This window comes from Halorubrum sp. AJ67 (genome assembly GCF_000513435.1).
Genome location: NZ_CBVY010000005.1, coordinates 106,435 through 118,451, shown reverse-complemented (window position 1 = coordinate 118,451; position 12,017 = coordinate 106,435). Strand labels below are relative to the sequence as shown.

The following is a 12,017-nucleotide window of genomic DNA, read 5'->3' as shown; positions in this document are numbered from 1 at the left end:
TACGACGTGACGGTGTCCACCGGCGCGACGACCTCCGGGTCGAGCGACGTCTCCTCGCGCAGTTCGCGCACGAGCCCCGCAGTGGCATCCTCCCGGCGATCGACTCGACCACCCGGAAGCTCCCACCCGCCGTCTGACGCCCGTTGGACGACGAGGACGTGCTCGTCCGGCGTGACGACGACGCCACGCTGGGTGACCGTCGCTCGGAGCGGTGTGTCAGTCATACGTCTTGTTTCAGATCAGTAGTATATTAACGTGTTCCTCAGGGGAAGCCCGCACCCGAGGGGGCAACACAAACGCGGCGAGGGTGGCGGACTCACAGAGGCACGAAGCGGAAGCCCACGACTTCAGTCGTGGGTCACTGACGAGCAGTCAAAAGCGATCGCACGGAGCGACAGCACACCACTTGTCGGATACACCGAACCGGTCGGGTACAAGACCGAGGAGAGAGTGAGCCGTGTAACGACCGTGTGTCGGTGACATCGTCCGCGTACTCTGTACGCTGCTCGATCGCGAGTCCAATTTACACACCTTCGCTTGGGAGTGACGGGGTCGTCGGCGACCCGCACCGCTTCCCGACGACGACCGAGCCACCGGCGGCGCTGGGTTCAACGAGAGAACGACAGACCGACGGCGGTTCGGCTTCAGTCCACGATCTCGTCGATCAGCTGGCGCGCCGCACGTCGGACGGCCGTGTCGCTCTCGATCGAGGGCTCCCAACCGAGCGCGGCCAGCTTCTCGATCGACAGCCGCATCTTCGGCACGTCGCCGGTCCAGCCGCGGTCGCCGCCGGTGTAGCTGTACTCGGGGTCGACGCCCAGCTCCTCGCTGACGATGTCCGCGATCCGGGTCACCGAGGTGGTCGTCCGCGTCCCGAGGTTGTACGTGTTCAGGTCGTCGTCCGCGGTCTCGACGACGTGCTGGATCGCATCGACGCACTCGGAGACGTGCATGTACGACTTCTCTTGTCGGCCGTCGCCGAGGATCTCCAGTTCGGTCGGGTCGGCGTCAAGCTTCTCGATGAAGTCGGGGATCACGTTCCCGCGCTGGCGCGGGCCGACGATGTTCGCGAAGCGGAACACCCACGACTGGACGCCGTACGAGTGCGCGAACGTCGAGATCAACGCCTCGTCCGCGAGCTTCGCGGAGCCGTACACGGAGATGGGTTCCATCGGCGCGTAGTCCTCGGGCGTCGGCCGGGGGCCTCGCCGTACACCGTCGACGAGGAGGTGAACGCGAAGCGGTCGATACCGACCTCGCGCATCCGCTCTAACACGTTGTACGTCATCGCGGTGTTGTCCTCGAACAGCGCGCGGTCGTCGTCGTAGTTCGTGTCGGTGTACGCCGCGAAGTGGAAGACGATATCGAGGTCGTCGGTCACCACGCGGGCGACATCCGCAGGGTCGGTCAGGTCCGCCTCGACGAACGCGGCACCGTCGGGCACGCGGTCGCGGGTCCCCTTCGAGAGGTCGTCGGCGACGCGGACGGTCGCGCCGCGGTCGAGCAGGCTCGCGGCGAGGTGACTCCCGACGAGGCCGGCACCCCCGGTCACGAGGACGCGTGAATCAGCGAGGTTCATACCCTCCCCTCACGGGAGACCTGTAAATGTGTTTGGAAGTACACGCCACCCCATCTTGATATCAGAATTGATAATATCCCGCGTAGATTTATACATAATGGCTCGCGAGAAGACATATGTTGATGACAGGCGTCAAGACGGTGATCGGGGCGGTGCGATTCCTCGCGCTCTTCGTCGTCTACGTTACGGCGCTGACCGCGATGGGCGTTATCAGAGTTGGGCGGGCAGCCTCTCGGCGGGCCGTCGGGCTGGTCTCCAGATCGGATCCAGCTCCGGGCCGAACGTCAGACGTCGACGTGACCGGGAGTTCGCATCCGGCCGCCGATGGGGACGGCATCGAAGAGTCGGCCAGTCCCTGATCGGCGGCCGCGACCGGACAGTCGGTCACGGACGGGCACAGACGCGGTTCTGACAGGCCGAGAGAGACGGAAAGATTCTTCTTATCATAACGACAGGTCAACTCGTATGAGCGAGGACTTCCCGGCGAGCGTCGACGTCGATTACGCCGACGGCGAGGGCGAGGACCCCGAGGACTACCCGTCGATCCAGCACAAAATCGAGAAGGCGGTCGAGGTCACCCGCCGCGGACTCGAACAGTACGACAATCCGGCGGTCATGTGGACGGGCGGGAAAGACTCCACGCTGACGCTGTACTTCATCAATCAGGTCGCCGAGGAGTACGGCTACGAGAAGCCCACGGCCGTCTTCATCGACCACTTCCAGCACTTCGATTCGATCACCGACTTCGTCGAACACTGGGCCGACGAGTGGAACATCGACCTGGTGTACGCCCGCAACGACGACGTGGGCGCGTACGTCGACGAACACGGCTTAGAGCCGGGCGACGACATTCCTGTTTCGGCGCTCTCCGAACACAACCAGCATCACATCCGCGACATCTTAGAGTTCGAGGAGGACACGTTCCCGTTCCTGTTGGACACGTACGTGGGCAACCACCTGCTGAAGACGGTCGCGCTCAACGACGCGTTAGAAGAGTACGACATCGACGGCGTCATCTCGGGGGTCCGCTGGGACGAACAGGAGGCCCGCGCCGACGAGACGTTCTTCTCGCCGCGCCACGACCCCGACCTGTTCCCGCCGCACGACCGCATCCAGCCCATCCTCCAGTTCGCCGAGGCCGACGTGTGGGACGCGTTCTGGAACTTCGTGGTACCCGACACGGTCGAGGCGTTCCCCGACGAGGGGTACGTCCCGCAAGCCGACGACGACCTCCCCGAGGGCGTCACCCAAGAAGACGTGCCCATCTCGCCGAAGTACTTCGCCGGCTTCCGCTCGCTCGGCAGCGAGGTCTCCACGGACAAGACGACCGAAGAGCCTGCGTGGCTCCAAGACCTCGAAGGAACGACCGAACGCGCCGGCCGCGCCCAAGACAAAGAAGACCTGATGGAGCGCCTGCGCGACCTCGGCTACATGTGAACTGCGGACCCACCGCTCGCGGTCGGTATCGACACTGAATGTTTCCGATCGAGCATTGTATCGTTGCGGTCATCCCGATCATCGCGTACGTCCTCGTTCGCGACCGAGACGTTCCGACGGGAGGATTTCTCGCGATCGTGTTCGTCGGGAGCCAGCTGCCGGACCTCGTCGACAAGCCGCTCGCCCACCAGTTCGGTCTGATCCCGAGCGGCCGCGTCTTCGTCCACTCGCTGCCGGTCGCGGTTCCGATCCTCTGTCTCGCAGGATGGTACGCGTGGCGAACCGAGCGGCTCCGAGCGGGCGGCGCGTTCGCGTTCGCGTACCTCTCGCATATCGTCGCGGACAACCGTCGGGTACTGTCACTACCGAACCCGACGCTGTCTGACGACATGCTGTGGCCGTTTCGGCCGGCGACCCCGCGGCCGGACGTTCCCTACTGGGCCGGCGAAGCGTCGATCAATGTCCGGCTGTGGACGCTGTTCTCCGCGGTCGTACTAGCGATCACCGTGTACTACCTCTATCGGGACATCAACGAGCAACTCCGGTCTAGCGCAACTTGACATCCACCCACGGCTACAGCCGTGAGATTCCCCCACGAGGGGGAAGAAGAGTCCTCAGTTCACACGCTCGGCGGTCCGAAGGACCGGTTTCGCGAAGGGGTTCCAGCTTTCGGCCGGTTCCGCGGCGACGAACGTCGCGTCACAGTCGGGACACCTCGGTTCGTCGAGCATCGAGATGTCGATCGTCGTCTCACAGCGTTCGCAGCGACCGGTGTCGGTTCCGAGATCGAGGGCGTCTCGCCGGAGCGCGGCGAGCCGGTCGGTCTCCTCGTCGTCGCGGAGCGTGCTCACCGCGGTGTCGAGCGTATCGAGCCGCTCTTCGAGCGTGCCGGTCGTGTCGAGGAGCTGTTTGAACAGCCCCTCGATCTCGTCGAACTCCTCGTCGATCCACGTCTCAAACTCGCGCTGTGTTGAGTCGAGCCGGTCGATCTCGGCGGAGAACTCCTCGGCGATCCGATCGAGCTCCGTCTCGTCGAGCGCGCCCTCGTCAAGCCGATCGTCGAGCGTTTCGACCCGACTGTGGAGCCGCGTCAGGTTGTCGGAGTACCGGTCGGCGAACTCCTCTTGCCGCGAGCGCTGCTGTTCGACATCGAGCGACAGGTCCGAGACCTGCCGCCGGAGCTTGGTGACCGTCTGGATCATCTCGAGTTGCCCGTACATCGACTCTCGAAGGGATTGGATCTCGTCGGCGACCGCTCCGGACTCCGGCTTCTCGGGACCGTCGACCGGTTCGGTTTCCTTCTGAGAGCGGTCGTCAGCGGCTTCGTCGTCGGACGCGGTCTCATCCTCGTCGCCGTCTCGTCCGGCACTGCTACTACCGGATCGGTCGGCTGCGACGCCGGACGCGGCCTCGGCGTCGCCGACTGACCACCGGTCGGGGTCGGACAGCTCCGGCGGATAAGGGGACGTCCCACCGCCGACCGGGTCGCGCTCCTCGGTGACGCCGTTCATCTCGTCGAGGATCCAGAACGCGGAGACCAGCTGGTTCAACAGCTCCTGTTCGTCGATATCTCGGGTCTCCGCGGTGTGTTCGACCCACTCCTGGAAGGCGTCGGCGTCTATCGGCGGACCGCTGTCGCGGCCCGTGGAGTCGGCCATATGATGCCGATATACGGCCGTACAGGTGTTAATTGTTCCGAAGCATAACGCGAGCGTCGGCTACCCCACGACTGAAGTCGTGAGCTTCCGGCCTTGTACCGCGTGACTCAGGGCGTGACGGGAGCGTTTCGGTGGGGACTCCGCGCCCGATCCAAACAGAAACGCGGAGGGGACGCCGCTCGCGCTCGGACGATATATTTATCATTTGCGTCACCATAGTTGGTATCAGACCGCTGGAATGAGGGAACCGGCCGCGTTGATCGACGGACTGACGCCGAGCGGAGCACCCGCAGCGGCGTCCACGTCCACCCTGCGGGCCGAGAGCCGGCCCATGACCGGACGCGTCCCGTCGCGACCGCCGGAACCCGTCGTGCGACCGAGCGGACACGCTCCGAACGACTCTGTGATCGCCCGGAGAGCGGACCGGTGTCGACGATGAGCGACGAGCGCGACGACGGTAAGCGACAAGCCGACGAGCGCGACACGGAAGCGACCGGGACGGACGACCGATCGTCGCGGTTCGGCGAGTTCAGAGAGCGGCTTGAGGGATCGACCTCGTCCGGCTCGGACGGGTCGACCGAGGCTGACGCCGACGGGAGCGACGGCGGCGAGAACGACGTCGACGGAACGGACTCAGCCGGACCGGAAGACACGGAAGAGCGGTCCGGGAACGGTCCGGCAGACTCGTGGGAGTGGATCGGGGATGACAACGAGCGCGACACGCGCGAGTCGACGGAGTCCGGACGCGACGGAGGGCCCGCCGAGGCGTCCGACGGCAAGGCCGACGACGAGGGGCGGAGAGACGAGCAGGCGCAGATCGACGACGCGTCGGCCGGTCGCCGGGTCTGGGATGACGACAGAGCGGACGACCGGGCGTCTCTTAGCGAACCGGACGCGACGGCGGACGACGACCCGGATGACGCCGTTCCCGCCGACGCGTCCGAGCGGAACGGAGACGCCGAGACCGAGTCGACCGCCGACGCGGCCGGGCAAAACGACTCTCGTGGAGACGACGACGCCCGTGGAGACGACGACTCCCGTGGGGACGACGACTCGCGTGGGGACGACGACTCGCGCGGGGACGACGCCTCCCGTGGGGACGACGCCTCCCGTGGGGACGATGAGGGGGAAGAACGCTCCGAGCGTCGTCGACTGTGGAACCGTGAGGACAGTCGCGAGGGCACTTCGAGGGCGTCTCCGGAGTCTGGTACGACGGAGGAGGGTCAGTCGGAGCCGCTGTTGCGCGGCGGGACCGCGTCGACGAGCGGCGGTGACCTTGCCGCTGGGCCCGAGGAGAGCTACCAACGGCCGGCCGGACTCGATCTGGAGCCGGGAACGAGCGCCCTCGTCGAGTGCGGGTCACAGGACGAGCGAAAACACGCCGCCTGTCGGGACCTGCTCGGCCTCGAAACGGCGGCGACCGCGCGCGACGTACTCCTCGTCAGATACCGCCGAATGGATCCCGAGCAGCTCGAAGCGATCGCGAGCGCGGCACACCGAACGAAACTCGTCGCGATCGGTTACTCACAGTCCGTTCCGGACGACGTGCGCGACGAGGTGGAAGTCGCCTCGATCAACAATCCGAACGACATCACCCGGCTCGGGATCCTCATCTCGGGAACCGTCGAGAGCTGGGCGCAAGACGACAACGGGATCGTCGTGTGTTACGACTCGGTGAACGTCCTCCTCAAGTACAAGGACGTCCAGAGCGCGTTCCGGTTCCTCCACGTCTTCCTCGGGACGCTTCAGGGAGCGGGCGTGATCGCGCACTTCCACGTCGACCCGCGTGCGGGCGACCCGCAGAACGTCAACACGCTCAAGCCGCTGTTCGACGAGGTCGTCTCGATCGACTCGGTCGGCGTCCGACTGGAGTGATCGGATGGGCGAGATCGACCGCTCAGTCCGGATACGGGCGCTGCTCGATCGGTGGTTCCTCGTCGTCGCCGTCGCACTCCTCGTCGTCGCGGTCGCGGGCGGCGCGTGGGCGTATCAGGTTCACGCTACCGAGACCGTCGAGACCGATCAGGTGACGACCGAGCGGTGGTCCGAGACCACGAGCTACGAACACAGCTCGGTCATCGTGAACGAGTCGATCCCCTTCGACGAGGGCGAGCGCGTCACGAACCGCCCGGTGTACTACACGAGGCTGTCCGAGGAGGTCGACGTCAGCTATCGGTACGAGTACGCGGCCAACGACGGTGCGGTACAGGTAAACACGGAGACGCGGGTTCAGTACCGTGGGATCGAAGGCGAAACGACTCTCTGGGAGTACTCGGAGCCGCTCGCGACAGGCACCGCGACGGAGCTCGATCCGGGGACACCACACACGGTCAACGCGACGCTAGTCATTACGGACGTATACGAGACGATCAACACGGTTGAACAACAGCTCGGTACCGTAGGAACCATCGAGATCCGGATCGTCTCGACATCGAATATCGAGGGAACGATCGACGGTGACTCGGTCGAGCACACCTACGAGAGCGAGATGCCGATCACGGTGACGCCGACGACGTTCCGCGTTCTCGAGATGGAGACCGTCGACGAGACCGAAACGCAGACGCGAACGGTCGAACGGCCCGTCAGATCGGGAGCAGTCGAGTCGACCGCACCGGTGGTCCTGTCGCTGCTCGCGCTGGCCGGGCTCGGCGGGCTCGTCCACGCGAGACGCACGGGACGTGTCGGCCTCTCCGCCGACGAGCGGGAACTCCTCGAACTCCACCAACAGGAACAGGAGTTCTCCGAGTGGATCACTCGCGGCACGTTCCCGTCCGAACGCGACTACGAGCAGACCATCCTCGTCGACGACCTAGAGGGGCTCGTCGACGTCGCCATCGACACGAACAAACGCGTGATCAAAGACGAACAGCTGGGCGTGAGCACCGTCCTCGACGGCGACTACATCTACGTGTACGTCCGACCCGACTCGCCGGCTGAGGACTGGCTCATCAACTACGCGGACACGACGATGGAGGAGTTCGAACGGTTTGGCGGATGATCGGACGACAGCGAACGCGCCCAGCACACGTGGCTTGGCCGCGGCGTATATACGTATGACCGACGAACGCACCGACGAATAGGGGATGGAACTTCGATCGTCTCTCGGCTCGGTCGCGACGCTCGCGCTCGTGGCCGTTATCGTCGCCATGCTCGTCGGTCAGCAGCTTGGCCAGCCGATCCTCTTCGGGTTCGTCGTCACCGGGAGCATGTCGCCGACGCTCGAACCGGGCGACGGGTTCGTCGCGGTCCCCCCGGTGCTGGCTGACGACATCGAGGAGGGAGACGTCGTGACCTTCGACGCACGGGAACTCCAGGGCGGCGGGCTCACCACCCACCGCGTGGTCGGCGAGACCGACGAGGGATACGTCACCCGCGGCGACGCCAATCCGTTCACCGATCAGGACGGCGATGAGCCACCGGTACAGGAGTCGCAGATCGTCTCGGTAGCGCTCCAGTTCGACGGCGAGTTGGTCGTCATCCCGTCGATCGGGACCGTCGCGCTCGCACTCCAAGGCGCGTTCGGCGCGGTGATGGGCGTCCTATCCGGCCTCCCGGGCGGCGACGCGGTCGCGGACGGGAACGTGGAGACGCTTATGGTCGGCGGCGGCGTCCTGCTGTTGCTGTACAGCTTCGCCGCCGATCTGCTGGGGAGCGACCGCGGCGGCAGAGACCGATCGCGGTCGCGGAGGGGGGCGACGCGGGCCGGTCTCGTGCTCGCCGTCATCCTGTTGCTAATCTTGGTGCCGGCGACCGCGAGCATGGTGATTCCCTCGGGCGTCAACGAGATCACGGTCGTGAGCTCGGAGTCGCCGAGTTCGAACCCGACGACCATCGAACGAGGGGGATCCCAGACCGTGACGTACAACATCTCGAACAGCGGCGTCTTCCCGCAGGTGGCGATCATCGAGCCCGCCAGCACGGGCGTCGAGGTGGCGGAGACCACCCACTGGATCTGGCGCGGGCAGAGCGCGGGCACCACCGCGACCATCCACGCGCCCGACGAGACCGGCGTCTACTACCGGTCGATCTCCGAGCGCCAGTACCTCGGACTCCTTCCGCTGTCGGTTATCGTGGCCCTTCACGCCGTCCATCCTGTCGTCGCGATCGCGGCGATCGACCTCGTGATCGCCGTCGTCGTCACCGTCGTCTTCGCGCTCGCCGTCGGGTTCCAGCCGCTCCGGTTCCGCGACACCGGCCGCGACACCTCCGTCGTCGACACCGTTCGCCGGACGGTCCGCAAGTGGCTGTGAGTCCGGCGTCCTCACCCGGCACCCGCGATCGTCGTGAGGTTCCACGCGGTGAGACCCACGCCGAGCAGCGCCATCACCACCGGCGGCCAGTAGTACGAGAACCGGTCGACGGTCCGAGCGCCCTGAACGCTCACGGAGATCAACACAAGAAAGACAAGGAACTTCAGGAGGAGAAAGCCCGGTATGCCGAAGGTCGTCAGGAGCGACCCCACCACCGGGTTGGCCTCGTCGATTCCGGTGACTCCGAGGACCGCGTACAGCGTCGAGACCACGTCGCCGACGCCGTACGTCAGCGCCGCGAGCAACCAGAGTCCGTAGAACTCGGTCGGTCGAGAGCGGTAGAGCGGCGGCTCTCCCGCCCCGGTCTCGCCGGTGCCGTCGACGCGCCCTTCGTCGTCCGGAAACATGGCCGAGGACTCGTCGGCGGGCGTTCCCAGCCGGACGAGCAGCGACTCGATCTGTCGGCGGCGCGCGAGCAGTTCCCCGGACGACGAGTCGGACCGTGAATCGGACGCCGGCTCCCCGTGGGAAGAGTCCGCCTCGCTCGCCCGTTTTTTCGCCAGAAGTGAGAGGTAGCCGTCGACCGCCTCCTCGACCGCCCGCCGGTCCGTGAGCCGCTCGACGAGCGCGCGGAGTTCGTCGCGCTCGACTGGTTTCGTGACGTACTCGTCGACGTCGAGCTGTAAGACCCTGAAGTCGGGCTCGATCCCGGTTATCATCGCGGCCGCGAAGTCGCCGTCCCGCGCCCTGAGGCGACCGAGCAGTCCGGCTCCGGAGGCGTCTGGAAGCTGGCGGTCGAGGAGGACGACGTCGACCGACGCGTCGAACTCCTCTCGGGCCGTCTCGGCGTCGATGGTAGACCGGACCTCGTAGTCGTCGTCGAGCCACGCCGCGTACTGGTCGGCGAGGTCGGGTTCGTCCTCGACGATGAGAACGACGGAGGGACGGGGCATCTATTCGAGATCTGGTCGCACGAGTGATAAGTCACGGGGACGGGACGTAGCACTCACGGCCGACATGTCGGACGTTTTCGGAACGGTCCAAGAACAGTTTCGGGGACCGAACCGCTCTCAAACCTCGATCAGTTCGAACCCGAGGTCTCCGCACCAATGGTAAGCGTGAACGACGCGTCGTCGGCGATCTCGCTGATGTTCTCGTTGTTGAGTAGATCGATCTCGACGCCGAAGGTCACCGTGTTGCCGGAGGTGAGGGTACCGTTACCAGAACTGTAGTAGTCGTTGTTCGCATCACTACCGAGTAGATCAACAGGATTTCCGGAGGTAGGATTTAGCGTATAATCATTTTCAGTAGTGATCTTGAACGCCTCTTCATGGGGGGCGTTATCGGTCGTTCCGGTCACCTCGACTTCGAGCGTCAGTGAGGTAACCTCTTGTTCGCCGTTGTTTTGGAGTTGAACGAGGTTCTCGAAGCGCGTCCGTGCGTTCTCGTTGAGACCGCCTGCGTCCGAGTCCGTCCCGTCAAGGTCGATCTGGACGGTTCCGTCCGTCTCGGTGACGTAGCTCGCGCTATCTCGTGCCGCCGTGATCCCGAGGAACGCGTTGGCGTCGTCAGCGGTCTGTACGTTCACCGTTCGCTCCGCTTCCACCGTCGAAAACGCGCCCGTACCGATGAGCGCGCCGCCGCCGGCGACCAGTCCGCCGAGTCCGATCAGGACGTTGCGTCTGTTAGGCATATCTACACCATGTCCCCCTACCCACTTTGTATTGGGCCGCTTGACGCCTCGCCCGCTGCGTCTGGCTCGGCTTGAAAGGGACTCGTGGGTCGGTCGGGATGTTCAAGCCGGCCTTGCTGCCCGACGGGACCGCCAATACAAAACCCGCCGGGCCACTAGGGAGATCCAACCGACGACTCCTCGCAAATCTACACATGGTGACACGCAGACAGACGATCATTGGACTCGCCTCGGCGGCCGTCGGCGGCGGCGCTGCCGCCTCTGCCGGGACGTTCACGTCGAGCGTGTCGGCCGGCGCGGACATGCGGGTCGTGGTCGTCTCGGACCTCCGGCTCGAACCCGCCAACGACGACGGGCCGTACGTGACTACCGAGGACGGGGAGGTCGTGATCGCGGTCGAGCGCCTGAACCGACACGCGCTGACGGAGTTCGGCGACCTCGTCCGCGTCGTGAACGACGGCAACATCGGCTACGACGAGCTGCGGTTCGAGTTCGACGCCGGAGACGGCGACGAGGCGGACGAGGTCGCGGCCGCGCTCGGGATCACCGCCGACGGCGACCTCGACGAGGAGAACGGGACGTTCACCCTGACGCCGGACGGCGGGCTGGGACCGGGCGACGGGGTCGGGTTCGGGATCTCCGTCGACCTCCTTCCGAGCTCCGAGTCGGGAATCTCCGACTTCCCGGAGTCGGCCGCGGAGCTCCAGTTATTCATCACGGCCGCACACGAGGGGGACGAGTAGACCGGCGTCGTCGAGAGACTACCCGCCGCACGCACTCTGCGGGGTGACGCTCCCGACCACCGCGGTACAGTCGGAGACGGACGCCTCGTCCGAGGTGTCGATCGCGACATCACCGCCGACCGACGAGCGGCCGCCGAGCTCGATCGCTACCTCGCCTTCGCTCGTGACCGTCGCGCCGCCGCCGATCGACGAGCTGCCGCCGAGCTCGATCGCTACCTCGCCTTCGCTCGTGACCGTCGCGCCGCCGCCGATCGACGAGCTGCCGCCGAGCTCGATCCCCACCTCGTCCTCGTTCGTGACTGTCACGTCGCCGCCGATCGACGAGCGACCGCCGAGTTCGATCTCCACTTCGCCGGGCGTGTCGATCGTCACGTCGCCCTCGATCGTCGAGCTACCGGAGAGTTCGATTCCCACCTCGTCTTCGCTCGTGATCGACACGTCGCCACGGATCCGCTCGTTACCATCCAGCGTCAAATTCACGCCGTCGGGCGTCTCGATGTCGATGTCTCCGTCGATCTCCGAGCCGCCGCCGAGGCTCACGTCGACCTCACTGGACGCCTCGATAGAAAGCGGTCCCACCGACGCGTTACCGTTCAGATCGACGGTCACTTGGTCGTTCGACGTCAGGGACATCGGTCCGCCGACGCTCCCNCCGCG

General features: G+C 65.6%; 11 protein-coding genes and 1 pseudogene. 7 read left to right on the top strand and 5 right to left on the bottom strand.

Translation table 11 applies throughout. The annotated features are described in order from the left end of the window. A partial coding sequence (locus tag BN903_RS06755) for an NUDIX domain-containing protein (protein WP_154018079.1) occupies positions 1 to 224 on the bottom strand: 224 nt, incomplete at its 3' end. A 420-nt stretch (positions 225 to 644) separates the two neighbouring features. Further along, a pseudogene (locus tag BN903_RS06750) lies at positions 645 to 1,579 on the bottom strand (NAD-dependent epimerase/dehydratase family protein). Positions 1,580 to 1,701: 122 nt separating this feature from the next. On the opposite strand from BN903_RS06750, the gene BN903_RS06745 reads away from it, so the two are divergent. From BN903_RS06745 to BN903_RS06735, 3 genes are all read left to right on the top strand, one after another. Then, complete coding sequence (locus BN903_RS06745; RefSeq protein WP_154018069.1) at positions 1,702 to 1,938, top strand: hypothetical protein; 237 nt, start codon at positions 1,702 to 1,704, stop codon at positions 1,936 to 1,938. 106 nt (positions 1,939 to 2,044) lie between these two features. Further along, positions 2,045 to 3,016: a phosphoadenosine phosphosulfate reductase family protein gene (locus tag BN903_RS06740; protein ID WP_048077008.1), complete on the top strand. Its 972-nt coding sequence runs from the start codon at positions 2,045 to 2,047 to the stop codon at positions 3,014 to 3,016. Positions 3,017 to 3,054: 38 nt separating this feature from the next. Next, the gene (locus BN903_RS06735; RefSeq protein WP_048077007.1) at positions 3,055 to 3,576 is read left to right on the top strand and encodes a metal-dependent hydrolase; all 522 of its coding nucleotides are present in this window, start codon (positions 3,055 to 3,057) and stop codon (positions 3,574 to 3,576) included. A 54-nt stretch (positions 3,577 to 3,630) separates the two neighbouring features. On the opposite strand, the gene BN903_RS06730 is transcribed toward BN903_RS06735, so the two are convergent. Further along, on the bottom strand, positions 3,631 to 4,674 hold the full coding sequence (locus tag BN903_RS06730; protein WP_048077006.1) for a hypothetical protein: 1,044 nt from the start codon (positions 4,672 to 4,674) through the stop codon (positions 3,631 to 3,633). Positions 4,675 to 5,109: 435 nt separating this feature from the next. Here BN903_RS06730 and BN903_RS15200 point away from each other — a divergent pair, with 435 nt between their 5' ends. From BN903_RS15200 to BN903_RS06715, 3 genes are all read left to right on the top strand, one after another. Beyond that, positions 5,110 to 6,549 (top strand): hypothetical protein, encoded by a 1,440-nt coding sequence (locus tag BN903_RS15200; protein ID WP_154018068.1) that lies wholly within the window; start codon positions 5,110 to 5,112, stop codon positions 6,547 to 6,549. Between the two features lie 4 nt (positions 6,550 to 6,553). Then, the gene (locus BN903_RS06720; protein ID WP_048077005.1) at positions 6,554 to 7,672 is read left to right on the top strand and encodes a DUF5305 domain-containing protein; all 1,119 of its coding nucleotides are present in this window, start codon (positions 6,554 to 6,556) and stop codon (positions 7,670 to 7,672) included. Positions 7,673 to 7,757: 85 nt separating this feature from the next. Further along, complete coding sequence (locus tag BN903_RS06715; RefSeq protein WP_048077004.1) at positions 7,758 to 8,924, top strand: signal peptidase I; 1,167 nt, start codon at positions 7,758 to 7,760, stop codon at positions 8,922 to 8,924. 11 nt (positions 8,925 to 8,935) lie between these two features. On the opposite strand, the gene BN903_RS15195 is transcribed toward BN903_RS06715, so the two are convergent. Both BN903_RS15195 and BN903_RS15190 read right to left on the bottom strand, forming a co-directional pair. Continuing rightward, positions 8,936 to 9,877, bottom strand: a complete 942-nt coding sequence (locus BN903_RS15195; protein WP_052334933.1) for a response regulator transcription factor — start codon at positions 9,875 to 9,877, stop codon at positions 8,936 to 8,938. A gap of 128 nt (positions 9,878 to 10,005) precedes the next feature. Further along, positions 10,006 to 10,617 (bottom strand): hypothetical protein, encoded by a 612-nt coding sequence (locus tag BN903_RS15190; RefSeq protein WP_052334932.1) that lies wholly within the window; start codon positions 10,615 to 10,617, stop codon positions 10,006 to 10,008. Between the two features lie 194 nt (positions 10,618 to 10,811). Here BN903_RS15190 and BN903_RS06700 point away from each other — a divergent pair, with 194 nt between their 5' ends. Then, positions 10,812 to 11,360, top strand: coding sequence for a hypothetical protein (locus BN903_RS06700; protein WP_048077003.1), 549 nt, complete (start codon positions 10,812 to 10,814; stop codon positions 11,358 to 11,360). Positions 11,361 to 12,017: the final 657 nt, after the last annotated feature.

Bases quoted from the DNA above. Each gene is read 5' to 3' on its own strand.
- BN903_RS06740 (WP_048077008.1), top strand. From the start codon at position 2,045: ATGAGCGAGGACTTCCCGGCGAGCGTCGACGTCGATTACGCCGACGGC.
- BN903_RS06715 (WP_048077004.1), top strand. From the start codon at position 7,758: ATGGAACTTCGATCGTCTCTCGGCTCGGTCGCGACGCTCGCGCTCGTG.
- BN903_RS15195 (WP_052334933.1), bottom strand. From the start codon at position 9,877: ATGCCCCGTCCCTCCGTCGTTCTCATCGTCGAGGACGAACCCGACCTC.
- BN903_RS06745 (WP_154018069.1), top strand. From the start codon at position 1,702: ATGACAGGCGTCAAGACGGTGATCGGGGCGGTGCGATTCCTCGCGCTC.
- BN903_RS15190 (WP_052334932.1), bottom strand. From the start codon at position 10,617: ATGCCTAACAGACGCAACGTCCTGATCGGACTCGGCGGACTGGTCGCC.
- BN903_RS06735 (WP_048077007.1), top strand. From the start codon at position 3,055: ATGTTTCCGATCGAGCATTGTATCGTTGCGGTCATCCCGATCATCGCG.
- BN903_RS06700 (WP_048077003.1), top strand. From the start codon at position 10,812: ATGGTGACACGCAGACAGACGATCATTGGACTCGCCTCGGCGGCCGTC.
- BN903_RS06720 (WP_048077005.1), top strand. From the start codon at position 6,554: ATGGGCGAGATCGACCGCTCAGTCCGGATACGGGCGCTGCTCGATCGG.
- BN903_RS15200 (WP_154018068.1), top strand. From the start codon at position 5,110: ATGAGCGACGAGCGCGACGACGGTAAGCGACAAGCCGACGAGCGCGAC.
- BN903_RS06730 (WP_048077006.1), bottom strand. From the start codon at position 4,674: ATGGCCGACTCCACGGGCCGCGACAGCGGTCCGCCGATAGACGCCGAC.